The sequence below is a fragment of the Actinoplanes sp. CA-142083 genome, assembly GCF_050942195.1.
Taxonomy (GTDB): Bacteria; Actinomycetota; Actinomycetes; order Mycobacteriales; family Micromonosporaceae; genus Actinoplanes.
In genome coordinates this window covers 9,156,880-9,175,117 of the sequence record NZ_CP192076.1, presented here as the reverse complement: position 1 = coordinate 9,175,117, position 18,238 = coordinate 9,156,880, and the positions used below count along the sequence as shown (strand labels likewise).

Annotated in this window: 15 protein-coding genes; 13 read left to right on the top strand and 2 right to left on the bottom strand. The window is 71.9% G+C overall.

All coding sequences use genetic code 11. The annotated features are described in order from the left end of the window. Position 1 precedes the first annotated feature (1 nt). From ACQPZX_RS42185 to ACQPZX_RS42160, 6 genes are all read left to right on the top strand, one after another. Entirely contained in the window at positions 2 to 856 is an 855-nt protein-coding gene (locus ACQPZX_RS42185) for a DUF4397 domain-containing protein (RefSeq protein ID WP_433368762.1), read from the top strand. Between the two features lie 10 nt (positions 857 to 866). Further along, positions 867 to 1,787: a class F sortase gene (locus ACQPZX_RS42180; RefSeq protein ID WP_433368759.1), complete on the top strand. Its 921-nt coding sequence runs from the start codon at positions 867 to 869 to the stop codon at positions 1,785 to 1,787. A gap of 77 nt (positions 1,788 to 1,864) precedes the next feature. After that, positions 1,865 to 3,511 (top strand): protein kinase domain-containing protein, encoded by a 1,647-nt coding sequence (locus ACQPZX_RS42175; protein WP_433368756.1) that lies wholly within the window; start codon positions 1,865 to 1,867, stop codon positions 3,509 to 3,511. A 103-nt stretch (positions 3,512 to 3,614) separates the two neighbouring features. Then, positions 3,615 to 4,901, top strand: coding sequence for a hemolysin family protein (locus ACQPZX_RS42170; RefSeq protein ID WP_433368753.1), 1,287 nt, complete (start codon positions 3,615 to 3,617; stop codon positions 4,899 to 4,901). Continuing rightward, positions 4,898 to 5,929 carry a hemolysin family protein gene (locus ACQPZX_RS42165; RefSeq protein WP_433368750.1) on the top strand — a complete coding sequence of 344 codons (1,032 nt, stop codon included), beginning with the start codon at positions 4,898 to 4,900 and terminating at the stop codon, positions 5,927 to 5,929. Before ACQPZX_RS42170 ends, ACQPZX_RS42165 begins: the two co-directional genes overlap by 4 nt. Positions 5,930 to 6,004: 75 nt before the next feature. Then, the gene (locus ACQPZX_RS42160) at positions 6,005 to 7,114 is read left to right on the top strand and encodes a sporulation protein (protein ID WP_433368747.1); all 1,110 of its coding nucleotides are present in this window, start codon (positions 6,005 to 6,007) and stop codon (positions 7,112 to 7,114) included. Between the two features lie 675 nt (positions 7,115 to 7,789). Here the strand turns inward: ACQPZX_RS42160 and leuE are convergent. Beyond that, a complete protein-coding gene (gene leuE / locus ACQPZX_RS42155) occupies positions 7,790 to 8,464 on the bottom strand; it encodes a leucine efflux protein LeuE (RefSeq protein WP_433368744.1) in 675 nt (224 codons plus the stop codon). A gap of 10 nt (positions 8,465 to 8,474) precedes the next feature. Next, positions 8,475 to 9,737 carry a bifunctional pyridoxamine 5'-phosphate oxidase family protein/GNAT family N-acetyltransferase gene (locus ACQPZX_RS42150; RefSeq protein ID WP_433368741.1) on the bottom strand — a complete coding sequence of 421 codons (1,263 nt, stop codon included), beginning with the start codon at positions 9,735 to 9,737 and terminating at the stop codon, positions 8,475 to 8,477. Positions 9,738 to 9,788: 51 nt separating this feature from the next. Here ACQPZX_RS42150 and ACQPZX_RS42145 point away from each other — a divergent pair, with 51 nt between their 5' ends. The 7 genes from ACQPZX_RS42145 to rny all read left to right on the top strand — a co-directional run bounded on the left by ACQPZX_RS42145 (position 9,789) and on the right by rny (position 18,235). Next, positions 9,789 to 11,135 (top strand): aminotransferase class I/II-fold pyridoxal phosphate-dependent enzyme, encoded by a 1,347-nt coding sequence (locus ACQPZX_RS42145; protein WP_433368738.1) that lies wholly within the window; start codon positions 9,789 to 9,791, stop codon positions 11,133 to 11,135. Positions 11,136 to 11,392: 257 nt separating this feature from the next. After that, a complete protein-coding gene (locus ACQPZX_RS42140) occupies positions 11,393 to 12,055 on the top strand; it encodes a UdgX family uracil-DNA binding protein (protein ID WP_433368735.1) in 663 nt (220 codons plus the stop codon). 94 nt (positions 12,056 to 12,149) lie between these two features. Next, entirely contained in the window at positions 12,150 to 12,350 is a 201-nt protein-coding gene (locus ACQPZX_RS42135) for a DUF3046 domain-containing protein (protein ID WP_433368732.1), read from the top strand. Between the two features lie 199 nt (positions 12,351 to 12,549). After that, on the top strand, positions 12,550 to 13,596 hold the full coding sequence (recA, locus tag ACQPZX_RS42130) for a recombinase RecA (protein ID WP_030435981.1): 1,047 nt from the start codon (positions 12,550 to 12,552) through the stop codon (positions 13,594 to 13,596). Positions 13,597 to 13,611: 15 nt separating this feature from the next. Next, the gene (locus tag ACQPZX_RS42125) at positions 13,612 to 14,346 is read left to right on the top strand and encodes a regulatory protein RecX (RefSeq protein WP_433368729.1); all 735 of its coding nucleotides are present in this window, start codon (positions 13,612 to 13,614) and stop codon (positions 14,344 to 14,346) included. A gap of 69 nt (positions 14,347 to 14,415) precedes the next feature. Next, positions 14,416 to 16,125, top strand: coding sequence for a hypothetical protein (locus ACQPZX_RS42120; protein ID WP_433368726.1), 1,710 nt, complete (start codon positions 14,416 to 14,418; stop codon positions 16,123 to 16,125). A gap of 385 nt (positions 16,126 to 16,510) precedes the next feature. Continuing rightward, complete coding sequence (rny, locus tag ACQPZX_RS42115) at positions 16,511 to 18,235, top strand: ribonuclease Y (RefSeq protein ID WP_433368723.1); 1,725 nt, start codon at positions 16,511 to 16,513, stop codon at positions 18,233 to 18,235. Positions 18,236 to 18,238: the final 3 nt, after the last annotated feature.

The window sequence follows — 18,238 nt, the reverse complement described above, 5'->3', positions numbered from 1 at the left end:
CGTGTTCATCCGCGCACCACACATCCGGCGCCTCGGCAGCGCCGCCGCGGTCCTCGCCGCGGTCGCTGTCGTCACCCTCTTCGCCTCCCCCGCCCGCGCGGCCGGCGACGGCTACGTGCGTCTCGCCCACCTCTCTCCCGACACCCCGGCGGTGGACGTCTACCTGCGCTCCACCGCCGACACGATCAAGCCGCAGACGTTCAAGGCGGTCGGCTATGGCGACATGTCGTCCTACCTGCGGCTGCCGACCGGCACCTACCAGGTCGCCATGCGCAAGGCCGGCGCGCCGGCCAGCACCGCGCCGGTGCTCACCACCCAGGTGGGCGTCGAGAACGGCGCCGCCTACACGGTGGCCGGCGTCGGCCGCTTCGCCGACCTCGGGCTGCGGGTGCTCAAGGACGACCTGAAGCTGCCCGACCCGGGCAAGTCCAAGGTCCGGATCATCCAGGCCTCGGTCAAGGCGCCGGTCCTGGACGTCGCCGGCCAGAACGGCAACAAGATCGCCGACGGCGTCGCGTTCGCCACCACCACCACGTACCGGGAGGTCAACCCCGGGAAGTGGAGCGTGCAGGTGGTGCCTACCGGCGGCGGCAAGACCAGCGTGCTGCCCTGCACGCTCGGCGCGGGCAGTGTGTATTCGCTGATCGTGCTCGACGACAGCGGCGGCGGCCTCAAACCCGAGCTGCACGTGGACGCGGAAAGGCAGGGCGCGGTCCCGCTCGGCGGCGTGGCCACCGGCGGCGGTGGCAGCCAGCCGGCCTCGCCGATGCCGATGGCGTTGCTGTTCGCGGGCCTCGCGGCCGTGCTCACCGGCGGTCTCGTCGTGGTGCTCCGGCGCCGGCTCCGGGTCGTCTGAGGGTCACGCCATGACCGACGGGATGGACGACGAGGGCGTTCACGCCGTCGGCGTGGCGGCGGTGCCGGGTGCGCTTTCCGTGCCCCGGCGCCCGCCGCCCGCCCGGCCGATCCCCCCGCCGCCGATTCTGTTCGAGGCGCCGGCCAGAAAGCCGGTCAAAAAGGCGGCCGAAAAGCCGGCGGCGATCCGCGCACCCGCACCCACCACCGCCGCGGCAGGCACCGGCCCCGATTCCGGCGACAAACCCCGCAAACCCGTACGAAATCGTGGTTTTCTGAAGAATCTCGGACGCCGTGCCGCGCTGCCCGCCCTCGCCGCCGCTTTGGCCGCGTTTGTCGTGGGAACCACCTACTTCGCGCTGGCGACGCGGGCGATCGAGACCAAGGATCCGGTGCCTGACCTGGGCAGATGGGCCGCAACCGGGCAGGCGGTCGAGGGCGCCGGGAACGCCGCCCGCCCGGCCGGAGATCCATTCGGAAGCGCTAATGTCGTCGCCAACGGCGCGCCGACCCGAGTCCGGATCAAGGCGATCGGGCTCGACAGCGCGCTCGAGACCCTGCACGTAGCGAAAGGTGCACTTCAGCCACCGAAGAGGTTCGACCGTGCCGGCTGGTATGCCGACGGGACGGCTCCGGGTGACAACGGGCCGGCAGTGATCGCCGGACATGTCGACTCGAAGGCCGGGCCGGCGGTGTTCTACCGGCTGCGTGAGCTCACCGTGGGCGACCGCATCGACGTGCTGCGCGGTGGCAAGGTCGTGACCTTCGTCGTCACCCGGACGGCGTGGTACCCGAAGAGCGCGTTCCCCACGGAGGAGGTGTACGGCCCCACTCCCGACCGGCAGCTCCGGCTGATCACCTGCGGCGGCGTCTTCGACCATCGGCTGCGTTCGTACAAGGACAACCTCGTGGTCTACGCGGTGGCCGGGTGATCGTCGTTCCGCTGGTCGGGCGGCCTGACTATCCTGAAAACGAGTCGACGGGTGGGGGCGGGATGGCGGTCAGACGCATGCTCATCGCCGGTCGGTACTGCCTGCTCGAGCCGGTCGGCTCCGGTGGCATGGGCCGGGTCTGGCTGGCGCGCGACGAGATGCTCGACCGGGACGTCGCGGTCAAGGAGTTCGTCCCGCCGGACTGGATGACCGACGACGAGAAGACGCGGCTGCGCGATCGCACCCTGCGCGAGGCCCGCAGCGCCGGCCGGCTCAACCACCCGCACGTGGTCCGGGTCTACGACGTCGTGCACGCCGAGGGGCTGCCCTGGATCGTGATGGAGTACGTCCCCTCGCGCTCGCTGCACCAGGTGATCAACGAGGACGGGCCGTACTCGCCGGTCGCCGCCGCCCGCATCGGGCTCGCGGTGCTCGACGCGCTGAGCGCCGCGCACCGGGCCGGCGTGCTGCATCGCGACGTCAAGCCGCACAACGTGCTGATCGGCCTCGACGGCCGCGTCGTGCTGACCGATTTCGGACTCGCCACGTTCGTCGACGACGGCTCGGTGACCGGGCCGGGCCTCGTGGTGGGCTCGCCGCAGTACGTCTCGCCGGAGCGGGCACGCGACGGTGCGTCCACGGTGGAATCCGACATGTGGTCGCTCGGCGCGACGCTGTACGCGGCCGTCGAGGGCCGCTCGCCCTACGCGCGCGAGACCGCGATGTCGACGCTGATGTCGCTGGCCACCGAGCCGCCCGATCCGCCGGAGCGCGCCGGTCTGCTGGGGCCGGTGCTGCTCGGCCTGCTGCGACACGATCCGGAGGCCCGGCTGACGGCGAGCGAGGTGGAGCGCCGGTTGCGCATGGTGGTGGCCGCGGCGCCGGGTGGGGGAAACGTGCCCTCGCCGCGGCGCGCCCGGGTGACTGCGTCGGCGGCTGCGCCGGTCTCCGTACGCACGTTGCCGCCGCCACGCGTTGCGGAGGCGCCGGTGTCCCCGGCTCCGGCCGTTCCCGCGTCGTCTTCGCTGCCCGCCTCGCGATCACGGCCGCTGGCCCTGCTCATCGCGGTGGGGCTGGCCGGCCTGGTGCTGATCGGGGCCGGCGGATTCCTGCTCAGCCGCGCCGACGACATGCCGGTGGCCGGGCCGTCCCCGTCGGCCGCGGCGCCCTCCTTCGTGACCGTCGGGTTCTCGCCGGCGGCGTGTTCCGCGCCCGCACCCTCGTCCGCGCCCCGTCTGCCCCAGAAGGGTTCGGCCCTCGGGGTGAACGGGTGGCGCCTGCTGCCCGGCTGGTCGTATTTCACGGATGGATCCGGCTTCCACATCCCGGTGCCGGATGGCTGGACCTATACGAAATCGGGGACGATGTACTGCTTCCGGGACACGCAGGGTGACCGGGTGCTGAGCCTCGACACCGGGCGCAATCCGATCGGCGATCCGGTGAAGGCCTGCCGGACGGAGGCGTCGCGGCTGGTGGCGGCGGGTGCGTTACCCGGCTACCACGAGATCTCGATCGAGAAGCGCCCGCTGCTCAACAAGGCCGCCGACTGGGAGTACCAGTACCGCGGCCCGGACGGCGCCGCGCTGCACGCCCAGACCCGGTGGTTCACGAACAGCGGCCGCGGCTTCGCGCTCAGCTGGGCCACTCGCGAGATCGACTGGTCCGGCGACCTCGCCAAGATCAACATGATCCTGAGCACGTTCTACACCGACAAGCCCAGTTAGCTCACAGCAACCACTCAGCCGGCGTTGATACCGTCTTTTCCATGATCGGCAGTACCCGGCCGGGCTCGGCCCGGCTCTTCGTCTCTAACTGCACCATCCAGCCATGCTGATCCTCATCGGGTTGGCGCTGGTCCTGGTCGTCACGGCCGTCACGGGCTATTTCGTGGCTCAGGAATTCGGATATGTCGCCGCCGACCGCGGCCGCCTCCGCCATGAGGCCGCCCAGGGCGATCGGGCTGCGGCGCGAGCACTCACCGTCACCGAGCGTCTCTCCTTCGTGCTGTCCGGCGCTCAATTGGGCATCACCGTCACCGCGCTGCTTGTCGGATATGTCGCCGAGCCGTTCCTCGGCGAGGGACTGGCCGCGCTGTTCGGCGTGGCCGGCGTGCCGGCCGCGGTGAGCATGCCCGTCTCGGTGGCCCTCGCCCTGGTGGTGGCGACCGTCGTGCAGATGGTGCTCGGCGAGCTCGCGCCCAAGAGCCTCGCCATCGCCCGGCCCGAGGCGGTGGCCAAGGGGCTGAGCCGGTCGACGCTGATGTACCTGGCCGTTTTCGGCCCGATCATCCGTCTTTTCGACCGTGCCGCCTCCCGCTTGCTGCGCCGCATCGGGATCGAGCCCGTCGAGGAGCTGCCCGAGGGCGCCACCAACGAGGATTTGTCGCAAATCATCGCGACATCGCGCGAGGGTGGCCGGCTTTCGTCCGAGTTGTCGAAGCTCCTGGACCGCGGGCTGGACTTCCGCAGCCGCACCGCCGCCGAGGTGATGATTCCCCGGGTCGACGTGCGGTTCGTGGCCGCCAGCGCCGCCGCCGCGGATGTGGTGACGCTGCTGGAGACCGGTCACTCGCGCTTCCCGGTGCGCGGCGCCACGTCCGACGAGATCCTCGGCATCATCGCGATCTCCGACATCATCGCCGTGCCACCGGCCGCGCGCTCGTCGGTGCCCGTCTCCTCGCTGCTCCGCGAGGCCATCATGATCCCCTCGTCGCTGCGCCTGCCGCAGGTGCTGGAGCGCCTGCGCGCCGCCCGCAGCCAGATGGCATGCGTGGTCGACGAGTTCGGTGGGTTCGCCGGCATCGTCACGCTCGAGGACATCGCCGAGGAGCTGGTGGGCCCGATCCGCGACGAGGACGACCTGCCCGAGCCCACGCCGGTCCGCCAGGACGACGGTTCGTGGCTGGTGCCCGCCCGCTGGCGGCTCGACGAGATCAGCGACGCCACCGGCGTCGACCTACCGGTCTCCGACGACTACGACACCGTGTCCGGGCTGGTCATGGCGAGGCTGGGGCGGGTGGCCAAGGCAGGCGACTCGCTTGAGCTCGACAACCTTCTCGTACGGGTGGAGAGCGTCAACCGCCACGTCCCGCAGACCGTGAGGTTGTCCCGATGAACGCCGTCTGGGCTCTGCTTCTGCTCGCCGGCAACGCATTCTTCGTCGCCGCGGAGTTCGCCCTGGTCGCGAGCAAGCGCCACCGCCTCGAGCAGGCCGCCGCGTCCGGTGGCCGGGCCGCGCAGGCGGCGCTGGCCGGCAGCCGCGAGCTGCCGCTCATGCTGGCCGGCGCGCAGCTCGGCATCACGCTCTGCTCCCTGGGCCTGGGCGCCCTGGCCGAGCCGGCCCTGGCGCATTGGCTGGACCCGCTGCTGCACACGGTCGGCCTGCCCTCGTTCGCAAGCCACGCGGTCGCGTTCCTGATCGCGCTGAGCGTGGTGACGTTCCTGCACCTGGTCGTCGGCGAGATGATGCCGAAGTCGTGGGCGATCACCGACCCGGAGCGCTCGGCCACCCTGCTCGCGGTGCCGTTCCGCGCTTTCGCCCGCGTCGTGGGCCCGGTGCTGCGGGTGCTGAACGCGCTGGCCAACGCGGTGCTGCGGCCCTTCGGGGTGCGCCCGCAGGATCAGCTGGCGGTCTCGCACGGCCCCGCCGAGATGAAGATCCTTCTCGACCGGTCGCGCGAGGAAGGCCTGCTGGAGGCGGAGCAGACCGAGCTGCTGACCAGCGTGCTCGGCCTGGAGTCGCTGACCGTCCGGGAGGTCGCCCTCCCGTTCGCCGAGCTGGTGACCGTTCCGGTCTCGGCCTCTGCCGCCGAGGTGGAGCTGGCCTCGATGGGCAGCGGCCGCTCCCGCCTTGGCGTGACGTCACCCTCGGGCGACGTGGTCGGTTTCGTCCACGTGCGGGAGGTCGTCCGGGCGACCACGGCGGGTCGCTTCTGCACGGCTTCCGACCTCATGGATCCGGTCTTCACCCTCGCGGCCGGCGATCGGGTGGTCGAGGCCGTCGCCGCGATGCGCTCGGGCCGGGCCCAGGTGGCACTGGTCCGCGACGATGCGGCCGTGGCCGGCTTCGTCGCCCTCGAGGACCTGCTGGAGCAGGTGCTCGGCCGCTTCGACGACGAGACCGACCCGGTGCCGGTCCCGTGATCGTTTTCGGACCTCTTGTTTCGACGGTTGTCTCCGTTTGTTCGCCACCCCGTTTGTTCGAGGAGGAATGACCCGGTGGTTTTCAAGAAGATGATGCGCGCCTTCGGCGTCGGCGGCCCGTCCGTCGACACCGTGCTGGCCAACCCGAACACTCGTCCCGGCCTGGCCTTGGACGGCCAGGTCCGGATTCTTGGCGGCGACCACGACGCCGCGATCGAACAGGTGGTTCTCGGCCTGGTCACCCGCGTGGAGCACGAGCACGGCGACGGTTTCGTCGAGTTCCACCGGGTGCCGGTCGCCGGCGCGTTCCAGCTGCGCGCGGGCGAGCAGCGCGACCTGCCGTTCTCGTTCCCCGTGCCGTGGGAGACCCCGATCACCGACGTCTACGGCCAGCGCCTGCGCGGCATGACGATGGGCCTGCGCACCGAGCTGGCCGTAGCGAAGGCAGTCGACAAGGGCGACCTGGACGAGGTCGCGGTGCATCCGCTGCCCGCCCAGGAGCGCATCCTGGACGCTTTCGCCCAGCTGGGCTTCCGCTTCGCCAAGGCCGACTTGGAGCACGGCGGCATCTACGGCGTCCGCCAGCAGCTCCCGTTCTACCAGGAGATCGAGTTCTACCCCGCGCCCCAGTTCGCCGGCGGCATCAACGAGGTCGAGGTCACCTTCGTAGCCGACCCGCAAGGCGTAGAGGTGATCCTCGAGTTCGACAAGCGAGGCGGTTTCCTGGCGCCCGGCCACGACGCGTACGGCCGCTTCCGCGTCTCCCACGCCGAGGCCGACACCACAAACTGGACCGCGGTAGTAGAGACCTGGGTCCGCGAGGCAACGGGCCGCTACCAGGGCCTACGAGGCGCAGCCGGCTTCGGCGCCCACGGCGCTCCCGGCCACGGTGCTCCCGGCCACGGCGCTCCCGGCCACGGCGCTCCCGGCCACGGCGCTCCCGGCCACGGCGCTCCCGGCTACCCGGCCGGCCTCGGCGCTCCGGGCGGCCACGGTTACCCCGGCGGACACGGCTACGCAGGCGGCCACGGCTCCCACGGCTACGGCCACCACGGCCACTACCGCCGCGGCTCCGGCGCAGGCGCGATGGTCGCAGGCATCGCCGGCGGCGTCCTGGGCGGCATGGTCCTGGGCGAGGTAGCCGAGGAAATCTTCGAAGACGACGGCGGCGACTTCGACGAGTAGGCCATCTCCGCGGTGACGTCCCGGGGTCGCTTCGGGACGTCACCGCGTCCGCCCGCCCGCGTCCGCACTGGCCAGCGCCGCGTCCGCGCTGCTCAGCGCCCGTCCGCGCCCAGTGCCGCGGTGGTTTGCCTGCGTCGCGCCAGCGCCTGTCCGGGCCCCGTGCGGCGGCGGGTTTGCCTGCGTCGCGTCCGCGCCCGTCCGCGCCCCGTGCCGTGGCGGCTTGCCTGCGTCGCGCCAGCGCCCGTCCGCGCCCCGTGCGGCGGCGGTTTGCCTGCGTCGCGTCCGCGCCCGTCCGGGCCCCGTGCCGTGGCGGCTTGCCCGCGTCCCGCCCGCGCCGCGCCCGCCCGCCGCGCCACGCCGCGCCCGCCGCGTTCGCCCGCGCCACGCCGCGCCCGCCCGCGCCACGCCGCGCCCGCGCCCGCCGCGCCCGCGCCGCGCCGCGCCCGCCCGCGCCGCGCCCGCCCGCCGCGCCCGCCCGCCGCGCCCGCCCGCGCCGCGCCCGCCCGCGCCGCGCCCGCCCGCGCCGCGCCCGCCCGCGCCGCGCCCGCCCGCGCCGCGCCCGCCCGCCGCGCCCGCCCGCCGCGCCCGCCCGCCGCGCCCGCCCGCCGCGCCCGCCCGCGCCGGGCCCGCCCGACGCCCGACGGTCGCCGCGCGGCTCGCAGGCGGCTGGTGGGGTCAGCTGATGCTGGCTGTGGCCAGCTTGATGCCGAAGCCGACGAACAGCGCGCCCACGCCCGTCGTGACGCCGGCTGCGAGTTTGCGGCGCCGGCGGAACTGGCCGGCCAGGAACTTCCCGCCGAAGATCAGCGCCGTCAGGTACAGCGAGCTGAACAGCTGCACCACCGCGCCCAGCACCAGGAACGACACGGCTGGGTGGGCGTAGCCCGGCTCCACGAACTGGATGAAGAACGACACGAAGAACAGAATCGCCTTGGGATTGAGCAGGCTGATCACGGCCGCCCGCCGGAACGGATGCCGCAGATCTCCCGGCGCTTCGCCCGCTGTCTGCGCCAAGGCGCCGGCCCCGCCCGCGGCCGGCTCGCCGCGTGACCGCAGCTTGCCCCAGGCGCCGCGGACGATGTTGAAGCCGATCCAGAACAGGTAGGCGGCGCCCGCGTACTTGATGACCAGGAACAGCGGCGGATAGGTGCGCAGCAGCGAGGCCACCCCGGCCGCCGACAGCGTCATCAGCACGGTGTCGCCGAGGAACACCCCGGCCGCCGCCTGATAGCCGGCCCGCACGCCGCGGCGCGCGCCGACCGACAGCACGAAGATCGAGTTGGGCCCCGGCAGCAGGATGATCGCCAGGGTGCCCAGCACGTACGTCCAGAAATCGGTGATACCCAGCACGACGCCGACCCTATGCCGTCGCGAGGGCAGCCGGACCACCCGCGGCCAGCCGTTCCCGCAGGCGCTCGGCCGCGGCCGGCCATTCCTCGACCGTCATGGCGAACAGCACCGTGTCGCGCCACGTGCCGTCGGGCCGGAGCCGCTGCCGGCGGATCACACCGTCCCGGGTCGCGCCCAGCCGCGCGATCGCCCGCTGGGACCGCTCGTTGCGGATGTCCGTATACCAGAACACCTTTTCCGCGCCGAGCGTCTCGAAGGCGTGCTCCAGCAGCATCAACTTGGCCTCGGTGTTCACCCCGGTGCGCCACCAGCGCCGGCCGACCATGGTGTGCCCGATGGCGAGCGAGCGGTTGACCGGGTCGATGTCGTGATAGCTGGTGACGCCGATGACCGTGCCGGTGCCGGGCTCGACCTGTGCCCACGGGAGCTGGAGGCCGGTCCACTGGCGACGGCGCAGGTCGGCCAGATAGATGGCCATCTCGTCGAGCGTGCGCGGCTGAAGCGTCGGCAGATAGCGCCAGACCTCCTCGTCGGCGAGCGCCTCGACCAGCCCCGCCGCGTGAGCGGGGGCGAGCGGCTCCAACCGGACGTGCTTACCCGCGAGCGTCACCGGCTTGACCCAGGACGACCCGCCGCCCGGCAGATAGGAAGGCGGCGCGACCGCGACCCCGTCGTCGGTCACCGGCGGCCCGAACACCCGGCTCACCGGTAGAACCCCGGCCCACTGGGGGAGCGAGAGGTCTTCCGGCTCGTCGATGACCCCGCCGGCGCGGGACCGCACCGAGACCTCCTCGAGTGACAGGGCCAGCACAGCGGTCTCGGCCAGTTCCTTCTTGTTGGGCGGGCGGGTGTCGGCGGCGCGGCCCGCACCCACCTTGTCGGCGAGCGTGCGCATCACGACGAGCTTCTTCTCGGGGTCGCTGACCGGGCGCGCGACGCCGTGCACGACCACGGACCGATAGTTGGCGCTGTGGTGCGCCTGCGATCTCGCGTACACGATCGCATCCAGAAGCGTGACGCTCACGCAGACCCGGACCCCCTCGCCTCGTGCCGAAAGGCCGAGGCGGCCGCCCGAGGAGCCGTGCAGATAGAGCGTGTCGCCGACGCGAACGTGCAGGGTGGGCAGCACTCGGGGCTCGCCGTCGACGACGAACGCGACGGAACAGTCAAACGCCTCGTCGAGGATGGCGTGCGCGGCCTCGCGGTCGTAGGCCATGCGGTCGCGATAGCGGGTGGCGGTCGTGCGGTCCGTCTGAGTAAAGAGGTCGGACATTCCGGCTCCCCAAGCTTGCCAGTTCGCCTGTACTAGTACAGAATCTGTCTTGTGCCAGCACAGTATCAGGTCACCGGCGACAACGCCGCCGAGATTTCGGCCAGCATCGAGTCGGGCGTCATGCGCGGCGATTTCGTCTGGGGCTCCCCGCTCCCGGCGATCCGCGCACTCGCCGGCGACTTGAGCGTCAGCCCCGCCACGGTGGCCAAGGCCTATCAGGAGCTGCGACGACGCGGCGTGATCGAGGCCGACGGCCGCAAGGGCACACGGGTCCGTTCCCGCCCGCCCATCGCGACCGAGCGATCTTTGATGCGCCTGCCGGTTCCCGAGGGTGTGCTCGATCTCTCCTCGGGCGAGCCCGACGTCCGCGTCCTGCCGTCGATCAGCTCCGCCCTGCGTCGCATCGCCGACGACACCGGCCCGCCACAGGGCTACGCGTCCGCGATCGCCATGCCCGAGCTGATCGACATCGCCCGCCCGCGCCTCGCGGCCGATGGCGTCCCGATGGAAAACGCCGCGATCGCCGCCACCTCGGGCACGCTCGACGCGATCGAGCGCCTGCTCACCGCCCATCTGCGGCCGGGTGACGCGGTCGCGGTGGAGGATCCCGGCTGGGCCAATCTCCTCGACCTGCTGGCCGCGCTCGACCTGCGCGCCTTTCCGGTCACGATCGACCAGGAGGGTCCCCACCCCGAGTCGCTGGCCGCCGCTCTTCACTCCGGTGCCCGCGCGTTCGTCGTCACCGTGCGCGCGCAAAATCCGACCGGCGCAGCCGTCTCCGCCGCCCGCGCGGCCCAGCTCCGCGGGGTGCTGTCCGTCAAGCCAGAGGTTCTGCTGATCGAGGACGATCACGCCGCCGAGCTCGCCGGCGCGCCGCTGCACTGCCTCGGCCCGGTGACCGAGTCGTGGGCGTTCATCCGCTCCGCGTCCAAGCCCTTCGGCCCCGACCTGCGCATCGCCGTGGTCGCCGGCGACGAGACCACGATCGCCCGCGTGGTCGGCCGCATGCGCCTCGGCACGGGCTGGGTCTCCACGGTCTTGCAACGCCTGCTGGTCTGTCTCTGGCTCGATGAGGAGGTGACGTCGCTGGTGCGGCATGCGGCCGCGGGCTACGCCCGGCGCCGCGAGCTTCTGCGGGAGGCGTTCCGGGAGCGCGGGCTTGCGGTCGAGGGCGCGACAGGCATCAACGCATGGGTACGGGTTCCCGACGAGACCCGCGCTGTCGGCCTGCTCCGCGACGCGGGTTACGCCGTCGCGCCCGGTTCGCTGTTCCGCATCAGCACCCCACCCGGCGTGCGCATCACGATCAGCCCGCTCGACGAGTCCAGCATCCCCGCCCTGGCCGACGCCGTGGCGACCGCCACCGGCCCACCGGGCCTGACCACGCCGTCCCGCTGACCGGCCGACGATCGTGGTCCGCGCGGATGAGTGTGAGCCCGGCGAGTGATGGGGCCCGTGCGGCGGATTCCGGACCGCGCCGTCGCGACGACCGGTCCTTCGGGAGGGCGCGGGCGCGGGGGACGTCACGGGCGCGGGCGCGGGGGACGCCACGGGCGCGGGCGCGGAGGACGCCACGGGCGCGTGCGCGGGAGACGGCGTGCGCGTGGGGAGTGCCCGCTGTGCGTGGGTCGTGCCCGTTCGGGTAAAACGATGGGATGCCAAGGACCGATGCGCCGGTCGGCGCGCAGGAGTGGGTGCCGCCCCAGCCGCGGAACATCGAGGAGCTCAAAGAGGCCGCCGCCGGTTGTGAAGGTTGCGAGCTGCACGAGCACGCCACGCAGACCGTCTTCGGCCGGGGCGCCGAGCACGCGCGCATCGTGTTCGTCGGCGAGCAGCCGGGCGACGTGGAGGACCAGCGCGGCCTGCCGTTCGTCGGCCCGGCCGGCCGTCTCCTGCGCGAGGCGGTCGACGACGCCGGCATCGACCCGGCCGATCTCTACATCACCAACGCCGTGAAGCACTTCCGCTTCGAGCTGCGCGGCAAGCGGCGCATCCACCAGACGCCCGGCCCGGCGCACATCGTCGCCTGCCGCCCCTGGATCGTCGCCGAGTTCTCGCTGCTGAAGCCGGAGCTCGTGGTGCTGCTCGGCGCGACCGCGGGCAAGGCGCTGCTCGGCCCGTCGTTCCGGGTCACCCAGCAGCGCGGCCGCCTACTGCCGTGGCCGGCCTCGGCCCAGCATCCGGAAGACTTCCCGGTCGCCGAGATCCAGGCGATGGCCACGATCCACCCGTCCGCGGTGCTGCGCGCCGACGATCGCGACACCGCATACCGCGGTCTCGTCGACGACCTCAAGGTCGCCGCGGCGGCCGTGTCCTGACCACCGCCGAGGCGCGCCTGCCCGTCGCTTGAGGACGCTGCCGGGCCGACGCCTGGCGGGGGCGTCGCGGGATTTCGCTGAGTAGGCTCGCAGGGTGCGGTTGACGGATTTCTGGGCGCGGCTCGACGAGGCTTTCGGCGCCACCTATGCGCGGAGTATCGCGGCGGACCATTCTTTCGCGGGCCTGGGCGACCGCACGATCAACCAGGCGATCGCGGACGGTATCGACACCGCTACGATCTGGCGAGCCGTGGTGGCCAGTTACCCCGATCGGGTGCCTTCCCGCCTGCGTTGACACGTTTTTCGTACGCTTGTTCTGGCGTGTCGCTTCGATTTAGTACAGGTGTTCGGCTATTGTCCACACCGGCCCGGTTATCCACAGCTCGCGGAGGGGCGGCAGATTTTTGTCATACCCTCCGCCTACCTTGTAGCGCGTGGTGAACAGAGGCTCATCGGCGAAGACGCCTGCGAAATCGAATACAGGGGTGGCGGACATGGTGGCAGGACCTGACCGAGACAAGGCGCTCGATCTGGCGCTGGCTCAGATCGACAAGCAGTTCGGCAAGGGCTCGGTGATGCGGCTCGGGGAGCGGCCGGTCATTCAGACCGCCATCATCCCGACGGGCTCCATCGCCCTCGATGTGGCGCTCGGCGTCGGCGGCCTGCCGCGCGGCCGGGTCATCGAGGTGTACGGGCCGGAGTCCAGCGGTAAGACGACGGTCGCGCTGCACGCGGTGGCCAACGCTCAGCGCAACGGCGGCATCGCGGCGTTCATCGACGCCGAGCACGCGCTCGACCCGGAGTATGCGAAGGCGCTCGGCGTCGACACCGACGCCCTGCTCGTCTCCCAGCCCGACACCGGTGAGCAGGCGCTCGAGATCGCCGACATGCTGATCCGCTCCGGCGCGCTCGACATCATCGTCATCGACTCGGTGGCCGCGCTCGTGCCCCGCGCCGAGATCGAGGGCGAGATGGGCGACAGCCACGTCGGCCTGCAGGCCCGCCTGATGAGCCAGGCGCTCCGCAAGATCACCGGCATCCTGAACAACTCGGGCACGACCGCGATCTTCATCAACCAGCTCCGGGAGAAGATCGGCGTCATGTTCGGCTCGCCCGAGACGACGACCGGTGGCCGCGCGCTGAAGTTCTACGCCTCCGTCCGGCTCGACGTGCGCCGCATCGAGAGCCTCAAGGACGGCACCGACGTGGTCGGCAACCGCACCCGCGTCAAGGTCGTGAAAAACAAGGTGGCGGCCCCGTTCAAGCAGGCCGAGTTCGACATCATGTACGGCAAGGGCATCTCCCGCGAGGGCTCGCTCATCGATGTCGGCGTCGAGCAGAGCATCATCCGCAAGTCCGGCGCCTGGTACACCTACGACGGCGACCAGCTCGGCCAGGGCAAGGAGAAGGCGCGGGAGTTCCTCAAGGAGAACCCCGACGTCGCCGCCGAGATCGAGAAGAAGATCCTCGAGAAGCTCGGCGTGGGCCAGACCACCGGTGACGCCGCCGGCGGTCCCGAGCTCCCGCCGGTCGACTTCTGATCCGAGGTATAGCCAATGGCCGGACGGCGCGGCGCACGGTCGGGGCGAGGGTGGGACGCACTCCCACCCCGCTCGTCGCGCCATCCCTCCGATGAGCACCCGCCCGGCGAGACTCCCGGCGGCGAGAGGGAACGCGGCAACGTTCCCGCCCGTCGCCGGCGTTCCTCGCCGGGCGGCTACCCTCGCGGCGATCGGGAGGGCAGCGCGCAGCCCGAGCAGAGCGAGTCGGAGCTGGCCCGGGAGATTTGCCTGCGGCAGCTTTCCGTACGGCCGCGCACGCGCGCCGAGCTGGCCAAGGCGCTCGCCCGCAAGGAGATCTCCGAAGAGGTGATCGCCGAGGTTCTCGACCGCTACGACGAGGTCGGGATCATCGACGACGCCGCGTTCGCGCGGGCGTGGGTCTCCAGCCGGCATCACGGGCGCGGGCTCGCGCGCCGGGCGCTGGCCAACGAGCTCCGGCAGCACGGGGTGGACGCCGAGGTGGCAAGCGAGGCGCTCGAATCACTCGACGACGAGGACGAGGCCGCGACGGCGCGCGCCCTTGTGGATCGCAAGCTGCGGACCACCCACGGCGCGCCCGAGGCGGTGTTCCGTCGCTTGGTCGGCATGCTCGCCCGCAAGGGCTATCCGGCAGGCGTGGCGATCCGCGCGGTCAAGGACGCGCTCGCGGCCCGCGACGCCGAGGCAGCCGAGTTCGCCGACCAGATCGACGCCGACGCCTTGGCCGACGAGAGCAGCGACCCCGGCTGACCGGCGGCGGGTAATGCCTGCGGGTGAGTAAAGATCGACATTCGCCACTGGCTGCTAGCGTGAGTTGGCGTGACCGAGGACTCGCGGAACGTGCGGGGCTACGGTTCCTTCCCGGAGGGTTCCGAGCCGACCGAGCAGGTCGCGGCGCGCATTGCGGCCGCCGACCCGTCGGCCGACCAGCCTGCTTCGCCGTCGTCCGCCCACCCCAGCATCCCCATCCAGCACCCGGCACCGTCCGCCGGCCGGCCCTCCAACCCCTGGAGCGCCCCGCCGCGCGACCCCCACGCGCCGCCGCCCGAGCCCGAGCAGGTCGCTCCGGTGGACACCTACTCCATGTCGGCCGGCAGCGCCGAGCGTCCGGCCATGAGATCCCGCCCGGAGACTTCGCCCGGCCCCTACTTCGCGCCGAGGAGCCCAGCGCCGGCGCCGACGCCGACGCCGACGGAAGCCAACAGCCCGTGGGCAGCCGACCCCGCCGAGGCCGGCGCCTCGTGGGCAACCGACCCCGCCAAGGCCGACAGCTCGCGGGTAGCTGACCTCGCCCAGACCGGCAGTTCGTGGGCAACCGACTCCGCCGAGACCGGCAGTTCGCGGGTGGCCGACCCCGCGCAGGCCGACAGCTCGTGGGCCGCCGAGCCCACTGACAACGAAAACTCGCGGGCAGGAGAGGCCGACGCATCGTGGGCTGCCGAGACGAACGCGCCGGCGCCGGCAACTGAGGCGCCCTACGACGATCTGGACGCCTGGGATCCGCAGAGCATCGAGCCGCCGCCGAGTGGCCCGGCCGCTCCTATCCCGGCGAGCGGCGCCCCCTACGACCCGTGGGATCCCTACGCGCCACCACCCCCGACCATCGAGGACCGGCCCAGCAGCGCCCTCTACCCGGCCCTGTCCGACTCCGGCCTCTACACGCCCGCCGTCAACAAAGCCGATCCCAACTTCTACGCGCCCGCCGCCGAGACGGCCGATCCCGGCTACTACGGGCCCGCCGCCGACACGGCCGATCCCGGCTACTACGGGGCCGCCGCCGACGCGGCCGATCCCGGCTTCCGCTCGCCCGCCGCCAACACCGCCGATCCCGGCTACTACGCGCCGGCCGCGAACAAGGCCGACCCCTACGGCCTCCCCGCCACCCCCACCCCGCGCATCGAGCCCACCCCGCCGCCCCCGCCCCGCCCGGCCAAGCTCCTCACCGGCCTGCTGGTCGGCCTCCTGGCGGGCCTCCTTCTCTTCGGCGCCGCCGGCGTCCTGGTGGGCCGCACCACAGCCCCCCAGCCAGAACCGCCCAAACCCCCCACCCCCACCCAGAGTCTCTTCGAGCAGACCCAAGCGGCCCTCAACCGCCCCAAGTTCGCGAACACCGGCCTCCTGCCCCTGTCTCAGGGCTGGCTTCCGTACCTCTCCACCTGCGCCCGCGCCACCGCCAAGGCCGACGACGGCGAATCGGTCCGGATCCGCTGCACCGTCAGTGGCATGAGCGCCCTCTTCGTGGAGTACAAAACCACCGCAGACCGCGACAAAGCCCGCGGCGACCTCAAGAAGCAGGCCGAGGACGCCCGCACCCTCACGCCGGGCGCCGGCCAGAACGCACCGAAGACCAGCGGCAACTACGTTGAGTACGCATACCCGTTGACCGAGGGTGGCGTCACCCGCACCGTCGCCGGGATCTGGTGGGAGGACCCGCAAGCGCCCGCCGCGGCCTACGTTCTCGCCTACTGGAAAGATGGGCTGGGCGAGCGCTGGGAGCCGATGCGCGATCTCTGGTCCCGGTACGCCTGAAATGCCCACCAACTTCGTGAGCTGCGCGTAAGCGGGTCTGTGCCCTAAGTCCCATCCCGGACCAAATCATGGATCCTTGACCGAAGTGGCACTCGCGACCTAGCCTCGCGTTACACAAGGTTTGTTCGACCATCGCATGCAACACGCACAACATAGATCGCATTACATTACGGCATCACTTGTGATCCCCACCGTCACCGAACGAAGGGTCACAACCGGAGAACAGCAGACCGAGGCGTGCCACGAAACGGCACGTCGCGGTCCGGCATAGCCTGCGTTCAGCCAGCCTTGGTCGGGCATCCCGCAGACGGCCTGCGCGCTTCACCGCGTGCCAGGCGGCGCGGCGCGCAACAGCGCGCGGTGCGGCGAAGGGAGACGCGGCGAGATGACCGCCCTGGACTGGGTGCTGGTGGTGGCTATCGTCGTCCTCGGCGCCCTGGTGGTGGCCGGTTTGGTGCTCGGGGCACGGGCGCTGCGCCAGATGCGGAGCGACCGCGCCGACGCTCAGGAGCGTCAGGACCAGGCCGTCGGCGCCGCCCAGGCGAAGGTTGCCGACGCGAACGCCAAGGCCGCTTCCGTACGCGCCGAGGTCGCCGCCGCCAAGGCCGAGGCCACCGCCGCCCGCGCCGAGGCCCGCCGGGTCCTCGAGGACGCGCACAGCGAGGCCGACACGATCCTGGAGCGCGCCCACCGCCAGGCCGAGGCCGACGCCGAGCAGGTCCGTTCCGCCGCCCGCCGCTCCGGCGAGCGCGAGGTCGCCCTGCTCAACGCGACCGCCAAGGAGCAGGCCGCCGAGGTGGAGCGCCGCGCCGCCCGGATCGACGAGCGGGAGCGGCTGCACGGCGACGAGGTCGAGCGGCTGGTCGAGCGGGAGCGCCGGCTGGCCGCCCAGGATGCGGATCTCGTCGGCCGGGAGAACGCTCTCACCACCCGCGAGTCCGAGCTGGCCGACGCCGAGAAGCAGAAGCGCCGGGAGCTGGAGCGGATCGCCAAGCTGACCGCCGACGCCGCCCGCGCGGAGCTCGTCGAGAACATCGAGGCCCAGGCCAAGCGCGAGGCCGCGATCATGGTGCGGGACATCGAGACCGAGGCGAAGAGCACCGCCGACAACCGGGCCCGCCGCATCGTGGTCGACGCCATCCAGCGGATCGCCAGCGAGCAGACCGCGGAGAGCGTGGTCAGCGTCCTGCATCTGCCCAGCGACGAGATGAAGGGCCGGATCATCGGCCGCGAGGGCCGCAACATCCGCGCCTTCGAATCGGTCACCGGCGTCAACCTGATCATCGATGACACCCCCGAGGCGGTGCTGCTCTCCTGTTTCGATCCGGTCCGCCGGGAGGTCGGCCGGCTGACGCTGGAGAAGCTGGTTCTCGACGGCCGCATCCACCCGCACCGCATCGAAGAGGTCTACGACAGCGCCAAGAACGAGGTGGAGGTTCTCTGCGACCGGGCCGCCGAGGAGGCGCTGGTCGACGTCGGGATCACCGACATCCACCCGGAGCTGGCCAAACTGCTCGGCCGGCTGCGGTACCGCACGAGCTACGGGCAGAACGTCCTGAAGCACCTCGTCGAGACCGCGCACATCGCCGGGATCATGGCGGCCGAGCTGGGCCTCGACGTCCCGTCGATGAAGCGGGCGGCTTTCCTGCACGACATCGGCAAGGCGCTCACCCACGAGGTCGAGGGCAGCCATGCGCTGATCGGCGCCGACCTCGCCCGTAAGTACGGCGAATCGGAAGACGTCGTCCACGCCATCGAGGCGCATCACAACGAGGTGCCCCCGCAGACCATCGAAGCGGTGCTCACCCAGGCGGCCGACGCCTGTTCGGGTGGCCGCCCGGGCGCACGGCGGGAGAGCCTCGAGGCGTACGTGAAGCGATTGGAACGTATCGAGGAGATCGCCGCCGGAAAGGTGGGCGTCGAGAAGGTCTTCGCGATGCAGGCCGGGCGCGAGATCCGCGTCATGGTGCGGCCGGACGACATCGATGACATCGGCGCCGCTGTCCTCGCCCGCGACGTCGCGAAGCAGATCGAGGAGGAGCTGACCTACCCGGGCCAGATCCGCGTCACGGTCGTCCGCGAGTCCCGGGTGACGGAGCTGGCTCGGTAACGA